Here is a 24,127-nt window from a genome sequence, read left to right on the forward strand (position 1 = left end):
AAAATCCCTTTTTCAGACCAATAACACCCTATTATAGACCAACTATTCCTGAGGTAGATCATGTACCTTAGCTGGTTATACAATCTACCTGTCATATGAGCATTTTAGTAGCCACGAATTTTTCCGAGACATCGGATAATGCCATCGCATATGCGGCCAATTTAGCGCAAGAATTCAAAACAAAACTAGTCCTGTTCAATGCTTTCAAACTTCCGATCCATGCGTCCAATGCAAGATTATCGGCGACTTACGTTGAGAATTTAATCGATAAGAATAAACATAAATTAAAGGGGATTGCTTCAGAACTCACCAAAAAATTCGGGATTGAGACAGCCTCCGAGTGCAGTTTTTCAAGTTTGGACCAGGAATCGGACCGGCTAATGAAGGCATATGGCTCTCGATTATTGGTTATCGGGATGTCCCCTAAAACCATGGAACAGAATTTATTGGGGAACCCTACTACGACCTTGATAAGCATGAAACGTTTTCCCGTATTGGCCATTCCGGTAAACGCAAAATTCTCGGGCGTGAAAAAAATCCTTTTCGCCTGTGACCTGTTGCAGGAAATCCCGGTGAAAACCTTGGCCGAATTACGTCGGGTAGCCGTACATCTCAAATCGGAAGTTACCGTCTTTTATGTTGAGCAAAAATTAAGTGAATTACAGCCGATTTCCCATGATAACATCGACAAAGGTTTGGAAGACCTGACTCTTTACTATAAGAATGTAAAATCGAATACGGTCATTGAGGCTTTGGAAAATGAAATCCGAAGATCGGAATCGGAGTTATTGGTGATGATTCCAAAAAAATATGGTTTTTGGGAATCCTTGATCCATAAGAGTAAGACCCGGGAAATGGCCTCAGGCCTGAACATTCCATTATTGTCCATTCCTATTGCATAGGGCCAAGAAGTACTTACCGGGATGAACGTGGATATGCCATCCTTTATAAAAGCCTCCCGGTCTTTTACGTTGAAAGCATTTCGCTCAAAAAAGTTCAATGCCTTTGTCCTACAAATAAAGGTTAGCGATATTTTATGGTCTAAAAAGGCTGTATTATGCCTTAAAAAACACCCTCAGTATGGAATCAATAAGAAGGAATATGGCGATTTTTATAAAACTTGTGCTTTTTACCGTCCCTTTTCCACACCTATCAATATGCTAAATTAACAGTAATATATCCTATATTACCCTTCACTGAAAAAAGCAAAAAAAAATTTCTTTTGGTACCCCTATGTTTTAAACGCTTTAGCCCTAATCCCTTGTAAAAAAGGCAGTTTCATGACATTTATCAGTTTTCTAAGTTTTTATATGTCCTAATTTTGGCCCCTTAAAACGATCAAACAATACAAATTTTAAATTGATTAATGTGGAAGTAAAACAAATTAAAAACGGAGTTAGGACAGAAAATGTCAACGTAAGGGATTTTGTATTCAACAATATTACCCCTTACCATGGAACACATGAATTTTTGGTAGGGCCAAGTGAAAAAACCCAAAAGCTTTGGGATATTTGTAAGGCCGCAACCCAAGAGGAAAGACTTAACAATGGGGTTCGATCTGTGGATACGGAAACGATTTCTACCGTAAGTGCTTTTGAAGCTGGTTACATAGACAAAGAAAATGAAGTTATCGTCGGTCTTCAAACCGATGAATTGTTAAAAAGGACCATGAAACCATTCGGTGGTTTTAAAGTGGTTCAAAAAGCCTTATCGGAACAAGGTGTCGCACCTAATGAAAACCTGACAAATTTATTTTCCAAATATGTCAAAACCCATAACGATGGTGTATTTGATGCCTATACGTCAGAAATCAAGAAGTTCCGTTCTTTAGGTTTCCTAACAGGTTTACCCGATAACTACGCAAGGGGTAGGATTATCGGTGATTATCGTAGGGTTGCATTATACGGAATCGATTTCTTGATAGCCTCCAAGAAAGCCGATTTAGCGAATATTACCGGTCCAATGAGCGATGCCGTGATCCGTTTGCGTGAAGAAGTATCTGAGCAGATCAAAGCGTTGAAAGAAATGATCGAATTGGGAGCTAAATACGATTTGGATTTAGCCCGCCCAGCCCAAAATGCCAAAGAAGCCGTTCAATGGACCTATATGGCTTACTTAGCAGCTGTTAAATCACAGGATGGTGCTGCCATGTCATTGGGTAATGTATCTACTTTCCTTGATATTTACATTGAGAAAGATTTACAAGAAGGCTTGATCACAGAAATTGAAGCCCAAGAATATATCGACCAATTCGTAATGAAATTACGTATGGTCCGTCACTTGAGAATGGGAGCTTACGATGAGATATTCGCAGGAGACCCAACATGGGTGACCGAGGCTATTGGAGGAATGTTCGAAGATGGTAGGAGTAAAGTCACCAAAACTTCTTTCAGGTTCTTGAACACCTTATATAATTTAGGCCCTTCACCAGAACCTAACATTACCATTCTTTGGTCAGAATCCTTGCCACAGAACTTTAAGGATTATTGTGCCAAAGTTGCCATCGATACCTCATCCATCCAGTTTGAAAACGATAACTTAATGCGTGAGAACCGTGGCTCAGACGATTACGGTATCGCATGTTGTGTATCTTATCAAGCTTTAGGAAAATCGATCCAATTCTTCGGTGCCCGTACCAACTTGGCCAAAACATTATTATTGGCCCTTAATGGTGGACGTTGTGAGTTTACAGGACAACAAGTTGTAAATGGTGTTCCTGAATATACTGATGAGTATCTTGATTTCGATAAAGTAATGGCCAATTTCAAAATTGCCATGAAAGAAGTTGCCCGTGTTTATAACGATTCAATGAACATTATTCATTATATGCACGACAAATACTATTATGAAAAGGCCCAAATGGCTTTAATCGATACCAATCCAAGCATTAACATTGCTTATGGTATTGCCGGATTATCAATAGTAGCCGATTCACTTTCAGCCATAAAATACGCGAAAGTCAAACCCGTAAGAAATGAAGAAGGTTTAACGGTCGATTTCGAAATCGAAGGGGAATTCCCTTGCTATGGAAATGACGATGACAGGGTAGATTTATTGGCAAGTCAAGCAGTAGCTGATTTTAACAATGAGTTGAAACAATTGCCTGTTTACAAAAATGCAGAACCTACCATGTCGGTATTGACCATTACGTCAAACGTATCCTATGGTAAGAAAACCGGAGCAACACCAGATGGTAGGGCTCATGGGGTACCTTTTGCACCGGGTGCAAATCCAATGCATGGTCGTGATAAAAATGGAGCCATCGCTTCCTTGAACTCCGTATCAAAAATTGACTATAAGGATTCTTTGGATGGAATTTCCAATACCTTCTCTATCGTACCTAAATCATTAGGTTCATCGGAACAAGATAGAATAGACAATTTAGCTACGACCCTTGATGGTTATTTCTCAAGGAATGCACAACATTTGAATGTAAATGTATTGAATAAGGAAACGTTGCTCGATGCCATGGAAAATCCTGGGGAATATCCTCAATTGACCATTCGCGTATCCGGTTATGCCGTTAATTTTGTACGGTTGACAAAAGAGCAGCAAATGGAAGTTATTACACGTTCTTTCCACGAGTCCATGTAATTTTTTAATTTTTGTATTGAAAGCATTTGGGATTAGGAGTATAACAGCTTCTTTTCCCGAGTGCTTTAATATTTAAAAACGGTTCGGCCATTGCCTAAAGGCCTAGGGACTTCCCTTTGAACCATGTAAACAGCACCTCCTACCTTAAGATTTTATGGTTATTGGCTTGTTTATGATAGCCAGTTCCATGCTTATAATTGTCCATACCATCATCCATAAATTGTTTTTATAGCGGTAATTCCCCTTTAGGATCTCGGTGGGCCATAAATTTTCGGCACCGCATTTAGGCTTGCCACACCCGGCTTTCTTTTAATCTTTCTTTTTATTATCCAATGCCAATCCTTTCTGGCTTTACTCAGGGGTATCCTTTTCCTTGACCGCCAATCGCATCCAACAAATCCCGATAAGTAAAATAGGAAATATAACCCTAACTGGTTAAAATTCACTATATTGTATAAAACACATTCACCATGCCTATTTATATGGATCGTCACGATATACCTCAAGAAATCACTGCGGTACATGTGGCACAAATGCATAAGGAAGATTTAAAGATTGAACATCTTTACGGTTGTAAGGGTATGACCTACTGGTGCGATGAAAAAAGGCGGACCGCCTTTTGCCTTATCCAGGCCCCTAACAAAAAGGCCATCCAGGATATGCATAACCATGCCCATGGTGAAGTTCCCCATAGGATTATCGAAGTGGAGGGATCCATAGTGGAATCTTTCCTAGGAAGGATCGAAGATCCTGAAAAATCGAAAAAAACAGAACTGAATATCATAAATGACCCCGCATTTAGGACCATTATGGTCATCGCCTTAAAAATCGGTTCATTAAAGGGTGTTGACCCATTACATTTACCTAAGGATATCGCCAATAGCCATTCATCCATTATTGGAGTAACCGAAAAATATTTCGGTCGGATCGTAAAGCAGCAATCCGATTATTTTTTACTGTCCTTCAATTCGGTCACCAATGCCGTACACTGCGCCCGGGAAATATATGCCAACTTAAATTCCCTTTCCATGACGTCGAATACAGACATCCAATCGAGCATAGGATTACACGCAGGCGTGCCGGTCACCGAAAAAGACGGTATTTTTGAGGACACCATTAAAATGGCGGAACGTTTTTGTGCCTTGGTGGATGATAAGGTCGTATTGTCCCCAGAGGTAAGGGAATTGTATGAAAGTGAAAATTTGAACCAGAAATTGGAAAATAAAAACTTGACGGCCTTAAAAGTAGATGAGGGGAAATTCATAAACCTGTTCATGGACATCATGGAAAAGGAATGGACCAATGCAGCCTTCAACGCGGATGGTTTCAGTAAAAAAATGGGCTATAGCAAATCCCAACTCTATAGAAAAATGATAGCGCTTACTGGCAAATCCCCTAATAGGCTTATCAAGGATTATAGGTTGGAAATGGCCTTACAGCTTTTGAACAGGAACAATGTTTCCGAAACAGCCTTTTCAACCGGGTTTAGCAGTGCGTCTTACTTTTCAAAATGTTTTATGGATCATTTCGGAATCCTTCCCTCAAAGTATATCCAAAATTTTGTTGATTAAGGCTTTTTTTTTGTGGGCATAAAACACCCCATGCTCAAATATTGTTATTATTTGGATAAAAAGTAGCGGTCATTCAGTATTTTGCTACTTAACTTTATTCCAACAAAAAGAATAGCGCTTCGGAACCTAGTGTTCGGTCCGGCATCAAAAAACGTAAACTCCCCATTGCTCAGGGTCACGCTGTTTTGTTTACATAAGTATCCCCTCATTTTTTATAAGTAACCGATCTCCCATTAGTTCCCTTTTTCCAACTTTTCTTGCCTTCGTTTACGCGAAAGGTAAAACGGTTTACGGTACGTTGCGATCTCCCAAGAAGCGAAAAGGAAGAAAAGAGCCATGGGATTTACAGCTGAAGTTGAATCATTTTATTAACCTTAAATAGTTGAGTCATGAAGTTTATGTATGTATTATCGAAATTAAAAGTTGTACTGTTGATCTCCTTTTTTTTGGCAAGCCCTTCCTTTTTCGGGCAAGATGACCTTGAAGATGAAATGGAAACCTCCTTGGTAAGGACACATATGGATAAAGATCTGCAATGGGGTCCGTGTCCATCCTTTATGCCAGAGGGTTGTAGCATATCCGTACTGCACGGAGACCCCTCAAAAAGAAATGTAGATATCTTTTTTAAGGTACCTGCCAATTATGTAATTCCTAAACATCGGCATAGTTCAGCTGAACGAATGATCCTTGTTTCCGGGGAACTACATGTTACTTATGAAGGGGAAAGTGAACAGACCATGAAGGTTGGTTCCTATGCATTTGGCCCGGCCAATAAACCACACACCGCAAAATGCGGAAGTGAAGAACCCTGTGTCCTTTTTATTGCCTTCGAAGAGCCATTGGACGCTTTTCCCATTACCGTGGGAACGGAATGATCTGAAGGGTATTATGGCTTATCTAACAATTAAAAAATACGATTATGGAAATGGTAAAAGGATTGGATGCCGAACTGATAGCATCCTTAAAAAATCAAATTAGGGGAGAAGTGGTAATGCCTTCGGATATCGAATACGATACCCGTCGAAAGGTATTCAACGGTATGATAGATAAGCATCCCGGTATGATCGTCAAATGTGTAGATGTGGCCGATGTTTTGGCCTCGGTCAATTTTGGACGGGAAAACGATTTGCTTATCGCCGTTCGGGGTGGGGGCCACAATGGAGGTGGATTGGGCATTTGCGACGACGGAATGGTCATTGATTTGTCAGGAATCAAATTTGTACGGGTAGACCCTTCCAACAACACCGTACGTGTAGGAGGAGGAAACCTTTGGGGTGAAGTAGACCATGCCACACACGCCTTTGGATTGGCCATACCGGCGGGAATAATTTCCACTACAGGAGTAGGGGGGTTGACCTTGGGCGGCGGTGTAGGCTATCTTTCCAGGAAATTTGGACTTACCATAGACAATTTGTTGGAGGCCGATATGGTATTGGCCGATGGTACTTTTGTAACCGTGAGCAAGGAACAGCATGCCGATCTGTTTTGGGCCATCCGTGGGGGTGGAGGCAACTTTGGGATCGTAACCTCCTTTAAGTTCCAGGCCCATCCCATAAAAACGGTTATTGGGGGACCCACCTTATGGCCCATAGCGCAAACCGAGGAAATCATGGCATGGTTTGATGGATTTATACATGGAGCTCCGGAAGATTTAAACGGGTTTATTGCAACTTTGGTCATTCCAGGGCCTCCTTTCCCCGAGCATTTGCATAACAAACAATTCTGTGGCGTGGTCTGGTGCTATACCGGGCATCCAGATAAATTCAAGGATGTTTTTAAACCTGTACGCGATAAAAAACCTTTATTCGAACATGTAGGGGAAATGCCCTATCCTTCTGTACAGACCTTGTTCGACGGACTCTTTCCTCCGGGATTGCAATGGTATTGGAGGGCCGACTTTTTTGACGAATTGGGTCCGGAGGTAAGAGCGGGCCATTTGAAACATGGCTCCCAAATTCCCACACCGCTTTCGCAAATGCATTTATATCCCATTAGCGGGGCCGCGAGCAGGGTTGGTGCTACCGATACGCCTTGGGCCTATAGGGATGCAAAATATGCCGGGGTAATTGTAGGGGTTGACCAAGACCCGAACAACAAGGAGAAAATAACTGATTGGTGCAAGGATTATTACAACACGCTACACCCATATTCCTCGGGTGGGGCCTATTCCAATTTTATGATGGAAGAAGGCCAGGAACGCATCAAAGCCAGTTATCGGCACAATTATGATCGACTGGTCGCGATAAAAAACACCTACGATCCGGATAATTTATTCAAGGTGAACCAAAATATCAAGCCCTAGGTATTTAGACCATATTCCAAAGGTCCAAAACCACCTTTTAAAGTCTATTCCCCAACTTTAAAACAAGATCTATAAGGCAAAAAAAAGTCCGTTTAAAAATCATTAAACGGACTTCCTTTATTTGGGGTCTTTACACCCTATTTTATGTTGGAAATAAGCTATTCCTCCTCTTCGGACAGTACATCGGCCATCTCCAAAGCCTCATCCATATCGTTCTTCAAAGGTACGGAGTCCTTTAAGGCCGTGAACTTTTCCAAGCGTTCCACTTCCCCTTCTTCACCTGAAAAATAAGGGAACACATCCATAATAGGGGATTCTGAAATCGCCGGTATGGTGTAATCGCCCATAGTGTCTTTCATGGCGACAACCGTATTGTCATAGGCCTCCTTTACATCGTTGGCCTGCACCAAAAGGTAAAGGTTTGTTTTACGCTCCTTTCCACTTTCCTCATCAAAGGCAATCAAGGAAACTTTTGATTTAAACCATCTGTCGGAATTCTCAAACGGATGGATCTCGGCATAATTGGCCACTTTGATATTCGTGATCTTGATTTCCTCACTGTCGCTCAGATAGGCCGCCATTTCTTCGGTAATCCGACTTTCTGCCTCGGTGTAGGATACGGCATCTACCAAATAAGGCTCGGTCTTTACCTTTAGCATACCCGATGCTTCATCCAGTTTTCTATATTTTACTTTGCACTCATACCACGTTGCACTCATATTTTTTTTGTTTTAAGGGTGCCAAATATAGGGTTTCAGATTAGGGGAAAAAGTCAAAATCGGGAATAGATATTCACAATTTTCAAACGGAAACCATATCGTTTTTAGCATGAAGCAGTTAGGGTTACCCTAAGGTGTTATATAAAAGCCAAAACGTATCGCCTTCCTGTTATTACGAACTGCATTATGTAATTTTACAGCATAAAATCGTAATTAACCATGAATACAGAACCTACCGCCTATTCCATTTTGGATTTAGCATTGGTGTCCAAGGACCATACGCTTGCACAGACATTCAACAATGTGCGTGAATTGGCAAAACATGCCGAAAACCTCGGGTATACCCGCTTTTGGTTGGCAGAACACCATAATGCATCCAATATCGGGAGTAGTGCCACTTCGATACTTATCGGTTATGTTGCCGAAGGAACAAAAACCCTTCGTATCGGTTCCGGTGGAATTATGCTCCCAAACCATTCCCCCTTGATTATAGCCGAGCAATTTGGCACGCTAGCTTCTTTATATCCCAACCGAATCGATTTGGGCTTGGGAAGGGCACCGGGAACCGATAGGGAAACCGCACAGGCCATACGTTCCGATTTTATGCAGGCGGCACATTCATTTCCTTCGGAATTGGAACAGTTGGAAATGTACTTTTCAAAAGCGAATGCCAAAGCCAAAGTACGTGCTACCGTAGCGGAAGGGGTTGAAATTCCATTCTATATTTTGGGGTCAAGTACCGATAGTGCCCATTTAGCGGCCAAAAAAGGATTACCATATGCCTTTGCCAGTCACTTTGCCACCACCCACTTAAGGGAAGCCTTACAAATCTACCGTGAAGAATTCCAGCCTTCAAAACAGTCCGAAAAACCGTATGTGATGGCAGGGGTAAACGTTATTATTGCGGATACCGATGAAGAAGCTGAACGATTATCAACTTCCTTGATCCGTTTGATCATAGGTATATTTACAGGTAAACGCGATGATGTTCAACCGCCAACGGCAATGACCGATACCTTAAGGGAAACCATGCAACATCCGCAGATACAGCAAATGCTTAAGTATTCCTTTATTGGCAGTAAAGCCACTGTCAAGACCCAATTAAAAGCGTTTTTGGAACAAACCAAAGCAGATGAACTGATTGCCGTGACCCATATCTATGGACTGGAAGATAAGATACGGTCATATAAATTATTTGCGGAAATCATGAAGGAATTGCATTAGCAGGAAAATAGATGGGTTGCCCGTCATTTGCCCGGCAAGTTAAAACGGGATTGCCGCAACGAAGTCGCTGACAATCCCATAAACCCTGATCGAATCAGGACTCTTACTGTTTTTTTACGAAATCGGCTTCCATCAAAACCCAGGAATTGGGATCGAGTACAATTTGTTCCGGGATAAAATCAAGCGTAAACGTAAAGGAGTTCGATTTTTTATCGACCTGTACCTTTTCAATCAACCGATGCTTGCCATCGGTCCCGTATATACCGATCTCCAAAGGCATTCTAAAAAAGCTTCCATCATGCTGTACCTGATCCAAACGAAGGGTCACTTTTCGGTTTTTGTCATCATAGGTCCAATTACCTTGGTACTTAAGCGTACCGGGTTTGTACAACCACTGTTGAAAAAAGTATTCCAAGTTCAACCCTGAAGCCTTTTCCATTTCCTTTTGAAAATCGGCCGTAGTGGCATTCAAATCCTTATACTTCTTGTAATACGCCTGAATTCCTTTCCAAAAAACATCGGTCCCCACCACTCCGCGTAACATATGTAGAATCCAACTTCCTTTTTGATAGGTCTGTCTGCTGGTTACTTGGGACATATCGCTAAGATTGTCATGAACGATGCGATACTCCGGATTTTTCGCATAGAAATCATCCACCATTTCTTTACTCTTGGCAAGGCCCTGTAAAAACTCATCATGACCGTATTCATGCTCAATGAAAAGCAGTGTAAAATAGGTGGCGAAACCTTCGCTCAACCACACATCGTCCCAGTCATATTCGGTCACGGCATTTCCGAACCATTGATGGGCAATTTCATGAATGACCACATTCCTCCAGCGTTCATTTCGATCTCCGACTACGGAATTTTCACTATATAGGATGGCCGATGCCGCTTCCATGCCACCACTTACACTGTTCGATTGTATATTGGCCAATTTTTCATAGGAAAAAGGCCCTACCCAATCGCTATAGAACTCCAGTACCCTTTTTGTAGGGATGGCAAAATCGTAAAATCCCGCCTCCCTGTTTTGTGGATATACCCATGATTCGATCGATTTACCCTCGAACTCGTCCACATACTGTACCGCAAACTCCGCCACACCCAAAACATAAAGCCATGTAGCAATGGGAACCGATTGCTTCCAATGGGTAAGGCGTTGACCGTTACCCAAATCGGTTTCCTCGATCTTCAATCCATTGGAAACAACCTGATATTTTGTGGGCGCACTTACGATGAACTCACAAGTGGCCTTGTCGTAGGGGTGATCAATGGTTGCCAACCAATTTCTCCCTTTATTGGGCCAATTGTCGCTAAAGAAGGTCCGGTCCCCGTATTTATTGTCCCCGATTTTAAGGCCAGTGGCCGGAACCCCTTTATAACTTATGGTATAGGAACTGTATTGGTTCGTCTTTGACGGTTCGGGCAATTGAATGGCCAGGATGGCATCGTCATGCGTAAAGTCGAGTAGCTTTCCTTCTGAAATCACCTTACTGACCATCATACCCTTTTGATCCAGTTTTTTGGATGCCTTGACCAAATCCAGCCGTAATGTCGTTTCCCCGGCAGCCAAATATCGGATTTCAACGGTCTCCTCACATTGGATCTCATCAGAGGTATCCGAAAGGCTTATGCGAAACACATAATCAATGGCATCGATATTTGGATTTTTCGGGTAGTTGTCCGTTATCGGATTAGCCGCTCTTATCGGTAGAACTAGGGCAAATAAAAGCAATAAAGAGATACTTTTCATAGGATGGTTTTAGGTGGTGGTTATCTATTGTTAGGGGTAGGGTCAGTTTTTTAGCGGTAACGCGGCAGGTCGACGGAATTCGATGACCCCCTTTTCCATGATGGTCTTTTCCACATCCGCTATGGACGACGGCACAAAAGCACTTAGGTTTTCCACACCATCCTCGGTGACCAAAGCGACATCTTCAATACGGATATACAGGCGTTCCTCGGGAATCCAAATCATGGGGTCGATGGTGAAGACCATACCGGCCCTTAGGGGTACCCGACGCACGTTGCCCACATCATGCACGGCCATGCCCACGGGATGCTGAAAATGCCCCCGGAATTTCACCCCTTCTTGCACCGCTTTCAGATAATGGGGTTTGGCAAAGGATTTTCCTTTTAAATAGTCGTTCATGTCCGCAGCGGCCCGGTCGAGAACCTCATCGGAAGTAACACCGGGCTTAATATATTTGAACAGGGCATCCCGGTAAGCCACGATGAAATTGTACAACGCCTTTTGGGCATCGTCGAATTTACCGTTCACGGGCCATATTCTGGTCACATCACTGGTGTAATACCGATAATCGGGTGCATAATCCATCAATACCAGATCCCCGGATTTCAGTACATCCGTTTTATGAAAATAGTGTCCCATAAAGGCATTGGTACCCCCACCGATAATGGAGGCATAACCATCGCCACGGGAACCGTTGACGTGGAAAATATATTTGGCGGCGGCATCGAGCTGATATTCAAAAACCCCCGGTTCGGTAGACCGCATGGCTTCGATGATCCCAAGACCTGCGATTTGTGTAGCCTTCCGTATCAGGGCAATTTCTTCCTTGCTTTTGATCAATCGCATCGCATCCATGATCGGGGATAAGTCGCGAATTTCAAATTGTGGGAACTGTGATTTTATTTTTTGTACGAATAACGCTTCCTTAGTCGATGAAGCGTCCCACGGATCGGCCGTTACCCGCGCCTGTGCATATAAAAGTTCATCCCTACTGTCGTTCCCTGTTTCTGCCGGACCTAGGGGGGTATAGAGCAGGGGGGTATCTGATTTAATAAGTCCAGTTCTGAGCAAATCGGAAGACAAAAATTCATATCCTTTTACATCATCGACCCCGGTAAGCTCCAAAACCAGTTCTTTGTCCTCTGCGGACAATATCTTACCCTGTCCTTTTTCACGGCTTTCATCCCGATGTGGCAGGTAAAGCGTTGTTTGCTTATTTTTTCCGTTTAGCATCAGATAGGCATGGTCGGTTTCCAATCCAGTGAGGTAGTAAAAAGTGTTCGATTGCCTAAAAACACTGAATCCGGGATGACCTCCAGCACCTTGCACCAGTGCTATGGCCTCATTGCCGATGGCATTGAATACCTTCGTTCTACGTTCGGTAAAATTGTCAATGGAAAAATCGGTTTGGTAATGATGGTTATCCTGAGCCTGTAATTGGTTTAGGCATAGACCAAGCAAAATGAGAAAATAGTTTGCACGTAAGTTCTTCATATTTAGAAAATTTAATGGGTTTGGGTTGGTTTGTACTTTGACTTCAGGCTAATTTAATAAAATAGTTCTAACGGTTGGGGGCCTGCAATCCCCAAAAGCATCAATTAAATAAAGATATATTCCACCTAAATAGGACGGAAAATTGACGACAAAACCCTACAGGACTGATAATCAACCAAAGAAGTACAGATTAATGTTCCCTCATATTTTAAGAAGAGAAATACGGCGATCGACCAAAAGCACCGAAAAACAAAGCTAAACCAGATCGTATGCATTGACCCAAAGGTCTGTCCCCGACGATAAGGGTATATGAGAAAAAGGAGTACCCCATCATGGAAGGGAAGATGATCGTTCTATCAAATGATAGGGTAGCATCATACACATCGTCGAAGCCATAGCGATGTACTTATTTGATGCTACCATCTGTACCGATTTATTGTTTTACAACTTTCTTTAAATCCATATGGCATACAGGACATTGCCCTTCTTCTTTATAGGTTTTATCGCCTTCACATTTCATTGGGCATTGATATACCTCATGCGTAGCCGTTTCATCCGCTCCATGATCATGGTTTTCATGCACTTCCGTATTTTCCACTTTTTTTGTCTCCTTACACGATGTGAAAAACACCCCCATTCCCAAACTAATTGCCAATACTAAAATTACCTTCTTCATTTTAAAATATTTAATTGTCATTATATGTTTATTCAGTTTATTACTTGTTTTACTTCCCCACAGGTAAGCATGGCGCTACCAAAATACGGATTGATTACCTTTTCTTCTTTGCTCAACCAATATGCGCCCCTGTTATTATCGGCCATTGGACAAAATTCCACATAGACTTTTTCATTTACCCCAAATCGTTGCACAACGTTGATCAGGTGTGAGGACAAATGCTTGAAATGGTTTCTTTGTGCATTGATATCCGACATTTCGGAAATGGCCGACGTAGCGGTTATCAGTTCTTTTTCCAAAACCATCCAAAGTTCATGGGAGGTATTATCCGATAATAGCTTGCTATCGACCATACCTAGATTGTTGCGTAAATTTACGGCACTTGATGTTATATTTTTCGGATTTTCCTCGATGAAAGCATCTTTCAAATTGATGTAATCATTAAAAATCGCTTTTAATTGTCCTTGGAATTTTACCGGCACCTCCATGCGTTCATGCCCAGGGGTCGGGTCACTTTCTTTTTTTGATGATGCGGTATCCGTTCCCATATGTCCTTCATGGCCCGTCATTGTTGTGCCACCACCCTTATTCATCATTGATTTTTTACCCTGTAATTGGGCAGCTGCATCAACGGTAAAGGTACCATTCACCACGATTTCGTTTCCAGCGGACAGGCCTTCCAAAACTTCATAATCATCTCCTATACGGCTCCCTAAAACCACTTCACGCATTTCAAAAACCGGTTGGTTTGGATCGGTTTTCAAATAGACCACTGATCGTTCCCCTGTCCATAAAATCGCCGATGCAGGTAGGGTCAGTACATTCTTGGTATCTTTCGTACCCCCAACCACCTTGGCAGCCACGAACATTCCTGGTTTGAATAAAGCGTTTTCATTATTGAGCACCACGCGCAAGGTCACCGTTCTTGTACTTGCATTTACTATGGGGGCTATGAAATCCACTTTCCCCTTGAATTCCTTATTGCCATAAGCATTCGTAGTTACCACAACTTCTTGTCCCTTTTCAAATAGGTTTATTTGATTTTCATACACATCGAAGTTTGCCCAAACGGTGTTGAGATCGGCAATTTTCAATAAGGGCTGACCTTGTCGGACAAAATCCCCTTGGGCCACCGACTTTTCTATGACCGTACCGGAAACGGTGGCGTGGACCGGGAAATTTTCCTGTACGATTCCCGTTTCCTCAATCTGACTGATTTGATTGTCGGAAAGTTTCAATAACTTCAATTTATTACGTACTGCCTTGTATAATGCAGGTTGCGATTCCTTTAATTTGGCCGCGGTTATCAATTCCTGTTGTGCAGCATACAGTTCCGGGGAATAAATGGTTGCCATCAACTGGCCTTTACGGACTTTTTCCCCGGTAGTACTGACATATAGCCTTTCTATTCTACCTGAAAAGTAACTGACTTGAACCGTATTTGCCTCTTCATTTTCAACGATTTTACCAGACAATTTCACGGTACTGCCTTCCAATTTACCTTGGCCGATAATCGTTGTTTGGATGTTGGCCAATGCCATGGCGTTTTCTGTCAATTTGAATTGATTTGCCAACATCCCATCACTACCACTTTCGATGGGTATCAAATCCATTCCGCAAATAGGGCATTCGCCCGGTTCGGGTTGCATGATTTGTGGGTGCATGGAGCAGGTCCACATGTGATTGGTTTCTGTAACCGTATCGTGATTGTGGTCTGTTTCTTTCTTTGATGCCCCCCCGAAGATCATCCATCCCAAAAGTAGGCCAATGATCAAAGTGCCCAAATACAGTATATATTTTTTCATTATTCTATGGTTTAATTTTTCTTTTTATTTTTCCAATGGAAGGTGAGGAGGTGTACCAAACTAAAAATCCGCTTAACACCGTAATCAATCCCAAAAGGGAAAATGCCCTCAAGACCGTCGTATTGAAATTATCCCTTCCTTCATAATCCATGGTATGTGTCATCCATAAAAAATCAAACCAACGCCAACTTCGATGCCGTACCGTTTGAAATTTTCCATCCTTGACCGAAACATAAGCTTTTAAGGCTTCATCCGATTTGTACGAAATAACATAAGCCGGCAATAACTTTTCACGGTATTCGTGGTGCTTTCCCACCTCATTTATTTGCTCGACCGATGCTACTTCCAAATTGTTTCCCATATGGTTTTTTGCGATGTAAAGGGCTTCCGAAACGGTGATACCATGTTTTGGATTTCCGTTGGTAGCATTAAACAACTGCTTCTTATTTACCCAATAATATGGTCTATTGCCAATATCCCTTAGTGCAATGGTATTCACACCTTCGGAAACATCGAGCTGGGAAGGACTTATCAGGGTCTTAAAGGATTTTGGGGCATAGTCCGGATCCTTAAATTGATCCCCGTGGATCTCATCAAGGTCCGTCCAACTGAAATACAAGCCACTTATCGTCCAAAAAAGGAATTGGACCCCCAAAAACAAACCTAAATAACGATGTGTTTTCCTGATTTTTAACGCTGTTTTTCTCTTTATCATCTTATTTACCCAATTTTATATTCCTAATGCTTCCTGTAACCCCAAAACATAATCCATGACCCCAACTGTTCATACCCCGGTAATTTTGATAACCGCCAAATCAGCCAGTTTCATTTATACGGGATTCCCTTTAGAATGCCAATCTTTTTGATATTTTAAAAACTGTTCCAAGCACTACATCAAATGCTTATGGTCTTTAATCTTAGGGCATTGCTTATGACCGAAACCGAGCTAAAACTCATGGCTAAAGCTGCAATCATCGGGGATAGTAAAATACCAAAGAACGGGTATAGTACCCCTGCGGCAATAGGCACGCCCAAAGTGTTATAGATCAGGGCGAAAAACAGGTTTTGCTTAATGTTTTTCATCACATTGTCGCTTAGATTCCTTGCTTTTACAATCCCGTGTAAATCGCCTTTTACCAGCGTTATCATAGCACTTTCTATGGCCACATCGGTTCCTGTTCCCATGGCAATCCCCACGTCACTTTTCGCCAATGCAGGCGCATCGTTGATACCATCCCCGGCCATGGCAACTACCATGCCCTGTTCTTGAAGTTCCGCGACCTCATTGAGTTTATCTTCGGGAAGCATTCCTGCTTTGAAATCTGCCAAATCAAGTTCCGATGCTACCGCTTGTGCCGTAACGTGGTTATCCCCTGTGAGCATGATCACACCGATCCCTTTATCTTGAAGGGTTTTGATGGCCTTGGCGCTGGTTTCCTTTATCTTATCACCAATAACCACAAAGCCCTTCACTTTTTCATCAATCGCCAAATAGGATACTGTTTTCCCTAGTTGCTGATACTTTTTGGCTTCCTCCTGGATCTCAAAAGAAATTTCCGCCTTGGCAAACTCCATCATTTTAGCATTCCCCAATGCCACCTTTTTACCATTTATTTTCGCTTCAACACCTTTTCCCGTAACAGCACTGAAAGATTCGGATTTCATGATTTCGGCATTGTGTTCTTTTCCATATTTTACGGTAGCTTCGGCCAACGGATGTTCGCTATTGGTATTCAGGGATACCATATGGCTTAGTATTTCCATTTCTTTGAGGTCACCGAAGGCCCGAACGGTTTCCACGGTGGGTTTCCCCTCTGTAATGGTGCCTGTTTTATCGACGATAAGTGTACTGACCTTATTCATTTTTTCGAGGGCTTCGGCACTTTTTATCAATACCCCATTCTGGGCCCCTTTACCCACACCCACCATTACCGACATAGGTGTTGCCAATCCCAATGCGCACGGGCATGCAATGATCAAAACCGCAATGGCATTCACAAAAGCATACACATAAGCAGGTTCTGGACCCCAGATTGCCCAAACGATGAAGGTCAGGATTGATATCATCACGACAATGGGAACAAAATATCCCGAAACCTTATCGGCTAAATTTTGAATGGGGGCCCGGCTTCTACTGGCATCATTGACCATATGGATAATCTGCGACAGCAACGTATCACTACCCACTTTTTCGGCTTTCATCAAAAAAGATCGATTGCCATTGATGGTACCGCTACTAACTTTATCATTTATCGTCTTGCTCACCGGAATGGGCTCCCCGGTGATCATGGATTCATCGATACTGGTTTCCCCATCGGTTATGACGCCATCTACGGGAATCTTGTCCCCCGGTTTTACTTTTAGGATATCACCTAACCCTATCTCGTCGATACTGACTTGGACCTCTTCACCATCGACCATTTTTATGGCCTTGTTCGGTGCTAATTTCAATAATTCCTTAATTGCCGTGTTGGTCTTACTATGGGCACGGGCCTCTAATAACTGACCTAAAAGCACCAACGTCAAAATAACGGTTGCTGCCTCAAAATACACATGAACCGCTCCGGATTCGGTTTTGAACTGCATTGGAAAAACCCCAGGGAACAACATTCCTATAACACTGAACGTCCAGGCTACACCTGCACCGATCCCGATAAGGGTAAACATATTGAGATTCCATGTTTTTATACTTCTAAAAGCACGTTCAAAGAACATCCAAGTAGCATAAAACACTACTGGAATGGATAATGCAAACTGAATCCAATTCCAATATTTCTGTTCCATGATATCGTAAAGCGGATTATTGGTTAGCATTTCGCTCATGGCAATCACGAAAATGGGCAACGTAAATGCAATGGCCAGCCAAAACTTTTTCAATAGTCCCCTATAGGTCTTTTCTTCCGCTGAAAGGTCGGATTGCATGGGTACCAAATCCATTCCGCAAATAGGGCAGGACCCAGCTTCATCCTCTACGATTTCCGGATGCATAGGACACGTCCATTGTGCTGTCGAGGTGGCTGATAAATTTTGTTCTTCGACCAAATCCATGCCACAAACAGGGCAATCGCCAGGTTGGTCATAAGTTTTATCCCCTTCACAATGCATAGGGCAATAAAAGGTTCCCGTACCTTTTCCTTTGGGTCGTTTTGCCTTTTTTGGCCCTGAACGATGATGGTGTTCGCCGGGTTTGTGAATACTATAGCTACCACCATCCGCTATCAATGCCTTTTGAAATGTTTCCAAAGGAATATGGCTTTCCATTTCAATGGAAGCTTCGGCTTTTTCCAAATTAACCGTTGCTTTGGAAACGCCTTTCACTTTGGAAAGCGTCTCTTCTACGTGACTGCGACAACCGTTGCATGTCATCCCATGTATGTGATAAGTGTGTTTCATCTCTTGATTATGGTTATTAAAGGTCGGATGTTCTTCGCTATTTACAAGCTACCATACGTTCGTTCTTGCACATTGGGCCTTTTTTTATTACTGTATTAAATAGTTAATGATCGTTGTCGCTACATAGTAGGACTTTATGGATTCTATTTGGTTCATTTGAAATTTCAATTGCAGTTCTTGAATGTCCAATACATCATTAAAATCAATCGTACCTGTTTCGTAGCTTTTGATTAAAATGTCTTCTGCATCTTTAGCTTGCTTTAAGTTTTTAGCTTGAATGGCATAACTTATTCGTGCAGAAATGCGTTCATTGGTCACCTTATCCAAAAGCGTTTCCAATGTATTTAAACGTTCCTGTTTTTGAGCGGTTATTTCCTGCTGTTCCAACTCATTTTGCTTGGTCTGGGATTTGTTTTTTTTATTGAAAATAGGAATGGATAACGAAACCATGGGCATTACGATATCTTTTCCGTTATCGGAGAAACTCATATCGGGGCGTTCGTCAACATTGATATAGTCCAAACCGAAACCGATCATGGGAAGGCTCTCTTTTTGATTTAACAGTTCGGATTGTGCAACGGACCGATAAAGCTTGTCATATTTCAACAATTCGGGATGCACGTCCAAATCTCCGGCATTCATTTCAAAATCTTCCGATGGAATATCCAATGCATCGATTATAGTAACCGAAACCCCATTATCCCTGTTCAAAAGGTTATTGAGATAAGACTGTTCCGCTAAAAATTGATGGTGCAAAACATCCTTTAGTTGTTGCATTTCGTTTTGACGCATTTGCAATCGCAACACATCAACAGCAGATGCCTTACCCACCTCAACAGAGGTCAAAGCCAATGTTTCATAGGTTTCGAGCAATTCGATATTTTCGGTCAGCACCCCTTGTTTGGCTTTGTTGGCGTATAAATTGTAATAGGACTGGGATACCGAAGCCATTAACTTTCGCTTTGCGATAACGATGTCTTCATATTTGGCATCGGCTAACGAACCCACATAATTTCCCCTTGCGGTAATCGTCCCGAACCAAGGTAACATTTGTTTGGCAGAAACTTTAAACCGTTGTGCACCGGTGCGTGTTTCAGGTTCACTTACAAAATAGCCTACTCCGAATTCGGTATTGGGAATGGTATTGACTTCATTCACCTTTTCGGAAGCTCTTTTATATTGCAACTCGAATTTTTGAATTTCCGGATTGTTCATCAAGGCTTCATCAATGAGTACTTCCAATTGTTGGGCGTCGGCAGAAAGACCCAAAAACCATGAACCAAGAGCCAAGGCCAATTTCAAGTTAATCGATCTATATTTCATTTTACTGTGCTTTTGAGTTGAACTTCGGCTTTCCAGCTGTATAATACGGGCACTACGAATAAGGTGATCAATGCGATGAGCATTCCACCAAAACTGGGTATGGCCATAGGAATCATGATATCACTTCCACGTCCTGTCGATGTCAATACCGGTAATAATGCCAATAGGGTAGTAGCCGTGGTCATTAAACAAGGTCTGATACGTTTTTCCCCAGCTTCGACAACAGACGCCCTAATTTCTTTCTTGTTTCCTGGCGTGTTCCTGTCAAAGGTTTGGGTCAAATAGGTTGCCATTACCACACCGTCATCGGTTGCGATTCCGAAAAGTGCTATAAATCCAACCCAAACCGCCACGCTTAAATTGATAGGATGCATTTGGAATAAATCGCGCAGGTTTTCTCCAAAGAAACTGAAGTTTAAAAACCATTCTTGACCATACGACCAAATCAGTATAAAGCCACCTGCAAAGGCCACTGCAATACCGGTAAACACCATTAAAGAGGTGGCGACTGAACGGAATTGGAAATACAGGATCAAAAAGATAATGGCCAAGGCCAAAGGCACGACGACCGATAAGGTTTTTTCGGCCCGTAGTTGATTTTCATAGGTTCCCGAGAATGCATAGTTGATTCCTTTGGGCACCATCAATTCCCCTGAATCTATCTTTTGTTGTAACAATGCTTGTGCATTTTCAACCACGGTAACTTCAGCAAAACCATCCAGTTTATCAAACAAGACATAGCCCACTAGAAAAGTGTCTTCACTTTTAATGACTTGCGGACCTTGTTCATAGCGAATTGTTGCCAATTCGCTTAATGGTACCGGACTGCCTTTGGCAACCGGCACATAAATCTGCCGTAAATCAGTTGGATCGGCACGCAATTCCCTCGGATAACGGACACGAACCCCATAGCGCTCCCGACCTTCAACGGTTTGGGTCAGTACCATACCGCCTACAGCGACTTTCAATACATTCTGTACATCATCTATCGAAATCCCATAACGTGCTATTTGCTCCCTATCAATATCAATCAACAGGTAGGGTTTGCCCACAATACGGTCTGCGAATACGGCTTCATCCTTAACGCCTTCAACCGCTTTCAAGATGGTTTCCAATTGCATTCCAAATGCCTCGATTTGTTTTAAATCCTGCCCTTTTATTTTGATACCCATTGGTGCACGCATTCCGGTTTGAAGCATTACCAGTCGGGTTTCGATAGGTTGAAGCTTTGGTGCGGAAGTGACACCGGGAAGTCTGGTGACCCTTACGATTTCATTCCAAATATCGTCAGGTGATCGTATTCCCGGTCGCCAATTTCGATAGAATTCCCCGTCGTTGTCTTCGATTAGTTGAGACCTTTGGATATTTAATGAAGTTGATTTGATAATCGCTTTGTTCTCGACTACGCTCGAACTGACCGCAATATTTTCGTTATGGATCAATCGACCATCCTTTAATTCAAACAAACCGTCCTCATTTACTTTGTAGCGTTGGCGGTTTCCGTGTTCATTCAACATATACTCCGGTTTATACTGAATGATGTTCTCGTACATTGATAAGGGTGCCGGGTCCAATGCCGATGATGCCCTTCCTGCTTTTCCCACCACGGTTTCAATTTCAGGAATACTGGCGACGGCCATATCTAGTTGTTGCAAGACCCGTTTGTTTTCTTCTACACCCGAATGGGGCATTGAAGTGGGCATTAGTAGAAAAGAGCCCTCATTAAGTGATGGCATAAACTCCTTGCCCGTATTCTTCATTATTAAAAACCCCGCAATCACAATGGCCGCAGGTACCGATAAAAACAGTAGCTTATTCTCCAAACACCATCGTAAAATACGAGTGTAGTAGGTAATGAATAAGGAAAAAACACCCAATAAACCAAAGCAGATGACACTCACAAAAATGAGATTCCAAAAAATATTCCTGTCAACACCCAATGGTCTCCAATATTCGGCCAACAAGAATACGATGGCAGCAACTGAAATGATGATGTTTGCAAGGTTCGCATTTTTATCCGAAAGTCTATTTTGCAGATTCAACAGTGCTATAACACCAAATGCCATCGGAATCAATCCCAACCAATACCCGTACACGACCACAACAATACCCAATACTATCAAAACCCCATTTAAAACCGTTTTAAAATAGGTTTTCATGGGTTTCTTCCTGAATAAAAAAGCGGCAAAGGGTGGAATTAGGAACAAAGCCACGATAATGGATGCCGTTAGGGCAAAGGTCTTTGTAAAGGCCAAGGGCCTAAATAGTTTTCCTTCTGCCCCAATCATGGTAAACACGGGAATGAAACTGATTATTGTGGTCATGACAGCGGTCACTATCGCACCGGAGACTTCTGCGGTGGCGTTATACACTACGGTATTAATGGATTGTGAACCTTTATCTTCATCCAAATGCCTAATAATGTTTTCCGAAAGTATCACCCCGACATCGACCATGGTACCGATAGCAATGGCTATACCCGACAGGGCAACGATATTGGCATCGACACCAAAGAACTTCATGGCAATGAAAACCATCAATACCGCTACGGGCAATACCCCGGAAATCAATAGCGAAGCCCGAAGGTTGAACACCATAAGGACAATGACCAAAATGGTAATGAGTATTTCCAGGGTCAATGCTTCGTTCAAGGTACCTAAGGTTTCTTGGATCAATTCCGTTCGGTCATAAAAGGGAACGATGGTCACTTGTGATGTTCTTCCATCTGCCAACACTTTTGAAGGTAATCCTCCACTTATTTCGTTGATTTTCTTTTTTACGTTGTTTATGACTTCCATTGGGTTTGCACCATACCGTGCCACTACAACGGCACCGACCACCTCCGCACCTTCTTTGTCCAATATTCCCCTTCGGGTTGCCGGGCCTAAGGTTACTTTGCCGATATCCTTGATTTTGATAGGGGTAAAGTCTACGGAAGTGACTACTGCATTTTCAATATCCGCTATCGATTTTACATACCCCAATCCCCGTACCAAATACTCTGCGTTATTGATTTCAATGGTCTGTGCACCAATGTCCTTATTACTTTCCTTTACGGCTTTTACGACATTGTTCAATCCAACATCGTATTGCCGCATCAATTCAGGATCCACATCCACTTGGTATTCCTGTACATAACCCCCAATGGAAGCTACTTCAGAAACACCGCTTGCAGCGGACAACGCATATTTGACATAAAAATCCTGAATGCTCCGCAGTTCCTGTAAGTCCCAACCACCGGTAACCTTACCGTTTTCATCACGACCTTCCAACGTATACCAAAATATTTGCCCCAATCCGGTGGCATCGGGACCCAAAGCAGGATTGACCCCTTCGGGCAATAGACCACTTGGCAAGGAATTCAGTTTTTCGAGAATACGACTGCGACTCCAGTAAAATTCTATGTCCTCATCAAAAATGATATAGATACTTGAAAAGCCGAACATAGATGAACTACGTATGGTTTTTACTCCCGGAATACCCAATAAAGATGTCGTTAAAGGATAGGTAATTTGATCTTCAATATCTTGTGGGGAACGACCCTCCCAAGGCGTAAAGACGATCTGTTGGTTCTCACCGATATCCGGAATGGCATCCACGGCTACGGGATCACTTGGTAAAAAACCTGTATCCCAATTAAAAGGTGCATTTGCCGTTCCCCATCCCACGAAAAGGACAAGTAATAAAACCGCTACGAGTTTGTTCTCAATTAAAAATTTGATGCCTTTATTCAGCATTGGCTTTGATTATTAAACAATTAGACATTGGTGTCATAACAACACCGAACACAGCGAATTATCCTTAAAGCCATGGCCAAAGGATAAAAGTCCATCGTTTAAAAATCAAATCAAGTATGTCTCGTCTAGCTTGTAGATGGTCTTGTTGACGAGCGGTGGTTCGTATTTTTCGTAGGAAGGTCCGTTTTTATCCAACCCTTCAAAAAGGTTGATGTAGGAATAAACAAAGGAAGCAATGAATACCTGTTGCCCAAAAGAAATTTTGTCAACCTGCAGTTGTAATTCGTCTTGACCGTCAACAACCAATTGTTCATCATCGCAACAATTTTTCTTGATCATCGAACAACCTTCGGTAGCAGGTTTTTCCATTTCCATTCCACAACCATTGACCTTTTTGAAAATTGCGGTTTCAACTAAAGTATCCCCACAATAATGCATGCTAACAGTAAATGACAGTGTAGTGAATAACACTACAAAAGCCATTACCAAGGCCATTATTTTATGGAATAGTCGTTTCATACCAACAACAAAGATAA

The 24,127-nt window shown here is 42.4% G+C and carries 16 protein-coding genes; 6 read left to right on the plus strand and 10 right to left on the minus strand.

Annotated elements, in window-relative coordinates; translation table 11 throughout:
* Positions 1-95: 95 nt before the first annotated feature.
* From PHU20_RS01515 to PHU20_RS01535, 5 genes are all read left to right on the plus strand, one after another.
* Positions 96-902, plus strand: coding sequence for a universal stress protein (locus PHU20_RS01515; RefSeq protein WP_274823570.1), 807 nt, complete (start codon positions 96-98; stop codon positions 900-902).
* A 466-nt stretch (positions 903-1,368) separates the two neighbouring features.
* On the plus strand, positions 1,369-3,594 hold the full coding sequence (pflB, locus tag PHU20_RS01520; protein ID WP_274823571.1) for a formate C-acetyltransferase: 2,226 nt from the start codon (positions 1,369-1,371) through the stop codon (positions 3,592-3,594).
* 470 nt (positions 3,595-4,064) lie between these two features.
* Positions 4,065-5,165, plus strand: coding sequence for a nickel-binding protein (locus PHU20_RS01525; RefSeq protein WP_274823572.1), 1,101 nt, complete (start codon positions 4,065-4,067; stop codon positions 5,163-5,165).
* 389 nt (positions 5,166-5,554) lie between these two features.
* Positions 5,555-6,040: a cupin domain-containing protein gene (locus PHU20_RS01530; protein ID WP_274823573.1), complete on the plus strand. Its 486-nt coding sequence runs from the start codon at positions 5,555-5,557 to the stop codon at positions 6,038-6,040.
* A gap of 44 nt (positions 6,041-6,084) precedes the next feature.
* Positions 6,085-7,467 carry an FAD-binding oxidoreductase gene (locus PHU20_RS01535; protein WP_274823574.1) on the plus strand — a complete coding sequence of 461 codons (1,383 nt, stop codon included), beginning with the start codon at positions 6,085-6,087 and terminating at the stop codon, positions 7,465-7,467.
* 158 nt (positions 7,468-7,625) lie between these two features.
* Here PHU20_RS01535 and PHU20_RS01540 read toward each other — a convergent pair whose 3' ends face one another.
* Positions 7,626-8,186 carry a DUF4494 domain-containing protein gene (locus PHU20_RS01540; RefSeq protein WP_274823575.1) on the minus strand — a complete coding sequence of 187 codons (561 nt, stop codon included), beginning with the start codon at positions 8,184-8,186 and terminating at the stop codon, positions 7,626-7,628.
* A gap of 219 nt (positions 8,187-8,405) precedes the next feature.
* Here PHU20_RS01540 and PHU20_RS01545 point away from each other — a divergent pair, with 219 nt between their 5' ends.
* Positions 8,406-9,410: an LLM class flavin-dependent oxidoreductase gene (locus PHU20_RS01545; RefSeq protein ID WP_274823576.1), complete on the plus strand. Its 1,005-nt coding sequence runs from the start codon at positions 8,406-8,408 to the stop codon at positions 9,408-9,410.
* A 103-nt stretch (positions 9,411-9,513) separates the two neighbouring features.
* Here the strand turns inward: PHU20_RS01545 and PHU20_RS01550 are convergent, their stop codons facing one another.
* From PHU20_RS01550 to PHU20_RS01590, 9 genes are all read right to left on the minus strand, one after another.
* Positions 9,514-11,163 (minus strand): M1 family metallopeptidase, encoded by a 1,650-nt coding sequence (locus PHU20_RS01550; RefSeq protein ID WP_274823577.1) that lies wholly within the window; start codon positions 11,161-11,163, stop codon positions 9,514-9,516.
* A gap of 42 nt (positions 11,164-11,205) precedes the next feature.
* A complete protein-coding gene (locus tag PHU20_RS01555) occupies positions 11,206-12,657 on the minus strand; it encodes an aminopeptidase P family protein (protein ID WP_274823578.1) in 1,452 nt (483 codons plus the stop codon).
* A 433-nt stretch (positions 12,658-13,090) separates the two neighbouring features.
* Entirely contained in the window at positions 13,091-13,333 is a 243-nt protein-coding gene (locus PHU20_RS01560) for a heavy metal-binding domain-containing protein (RefSeq protein ID WP_274823579.1), read from the minus strand.
* A 32-nt stretch (positions 13,334-13,365) separates the two neighbouring features.
* On the minus strand, positions 13,366-15,138 hold the full coding sequence (locus PHU20_RS01565; RefSeq protein ID WP_274823580.1) for an efflux RND transporter periplasmic adaptor subunit: 1,773 nt from the start codon (positions 15,136-15,138) through the stop codon (positions 13,366-13,368).
* Between the two features lie 4 nt (positions 15,139-15,142).
* Positions 15,143-15,853, minus strand: a complete 711-nt coding sequence (locus tag PHU20_RS01570) for a PepSY domain-containing protein (RefSeq protein ID WP_274823581.1) — start codon at positions 15,851-15,853, stop codon at positions 15,143-15,145.
* 179 nt (positions 15,854-16,032) lie between these two features.
* Positions 16,033-18,531 carry a heavy metal translocating P-type ATPase gene (locus PHU20_RS01575; protein WP_274823582.1) on the minus strand — a complete coding sequence of 833 codons (2,499 nt, stop codon included), beginning with the start codon at positions 18,529-18,531 and terminating at the stop codon, positions 16,033-16,035.
* An 87-nt stretch (positions 18,532-18,618) separates the two neighbouring features.
* Positions 18,619-19,854, minus strand: coding sequence for a TolC family protein (locus PHU20_RS01580; protein WP_274823583.1), 1,236 nt, complete (start codon positions 19,852-19,854; stop codon positions 18,619-18,621).
* The gene (locus PHU20_RS01585; protein ID WP_274823584.1) at positions 19,851-23,591 is read right to left on the minus strand and encodes an efflux RND transporter permease subunit; all 3,741 of its coding nucleotides are present in this window, start codon (positions 23,589-23,591) and stop codon (positions 19,851-19,853) included. Before PHU20_RS01585 ends, PHU20_RS01580 begins: the two co-directional genes overlap by 4 nt.
* Before the next feature lie 105 nt (positions 23,592-23,696).
* A complete protein-coding gene (locus tag PHU20_RS01590; RefSeq protein ID WP_274823585.1) occupies positions 23,697-24,110 on the minus strand; it encodes an HYC_CC_PP family protein in 414 nt (137 codons plus the stop codon).
* Between the last annotated feature and the right edge of the window lie 17 nt (positions 24,111-24,127).

The organism is Maribacter polysaccharolyticus (genome assembly GCF_028882255.1).
GTDB classification, from domain to species: domain Bacteria; phylum Bacteroidota; class Bacteroidia; order Flavobacteriales; family Flavobacteriaceae; genus Maribacter_A; species Maribacter_A polysaccharolyticus.

Coding starts and splice junctions, on each gene's coding strand:
- PHU20_RS01560 (WP_274823579.1), bottom strand. CDS start 13,333: ATGAAGAAGGTAATTTTAGTATTGGCAATTAGTTTGGGAATGGGGGTG.
- PHU20_RS01540 (WP_274823575.1), bottom strand. CDS start 8,186: ATGAGTGCAACGTGGTATGAGTGCAAAGTAAAATATAGAAAACTGGAT.
- PHU20_RS01530 (WP_274823573.1), top strand. CDS start 5,555: ATGAAGTTTATGTATGTATTATCGAAATTAAAAGTTGTACTGTTGATC.
- PHU20_RS01535 (WP_274823574.1), top strand. CDS start 6,085: ATGGAAATGGTAAAAGGATTGGATGCCGAACTGATAGCATCCTTAAAA.
- PHU20_RS01565 (WP_274823580.1), bottom strand. CDS start 15,138: ATGAAAAAATATATACTGTATTTGGGCACTTTGATCATTGGCCTACTT.
- PHU20_RS01570 (WP_274823581.1), bottom strand. CDS start 15,853: ATGATAAAGAGAAAAACAGCGTTAAAAATCAGGAAAACACATCGTTAT.
- PHU20_RS01590 (WP_274823585.1), bottom strand. CDS start 24,110: ATGAAACGACTATTCCATAAAATAATGGCCTTGGTAATGGCTTTTGTA.
- PHU20_RS01525 (WP_274823572.1), top strand. CDS start 4,065: ATGCCTATTTATATGGATCGTCACGATATACCTCAAGAAATCACTGCG.
- PHU20_RS01545 (WP_274823576.1), top strand. CDS start 8,406: ATGAATACAGAACCTACCGCCTATTCCATTTTGGATTTAGCATTGGTG.
- PHU20_RS01550 (WP_274823577.1), bottom strand. CDS start 11,163: ATGAAAAGTATCTCTTTATTGCTTTTATTTGCCCTAGTTCTACCGATA.
- PHU20_RS01580 (WP_274823583.1), bottom strand. CDS start 19,854: ATGAAATATAGATCGATTAACTTGAAATTGGCCTTGGCTCTTGGTTCA.
- PHU20_RS01575 (WP_274823582.1), bottom strand. CDS start 18,531: ATGAAACACACTTATCACATACATGGGATGACATGCAACGGTTGTCGC.
- PHU20_RS01515 (WP_274823570.1), top strand. CDS start 96: ATGAGCATTTTAGTAGCCACGAATTTTTCCGAGACATCGGATAATGCC.
- PHU20_RS01555 (WP_274823578.1), bottom strand. CDS start 12,657: ATGAAGAACTTACGTGCAAACTATTTTCTCATTTTGCTTGGTCTATGC.
- PHU20_RS01585 (WP_274823584.1), bottom strand. CDS start 23,591: ATGCTGAATAAAGGCATCAAATTTTTAATTGAGAACAAACTCGTAGCG.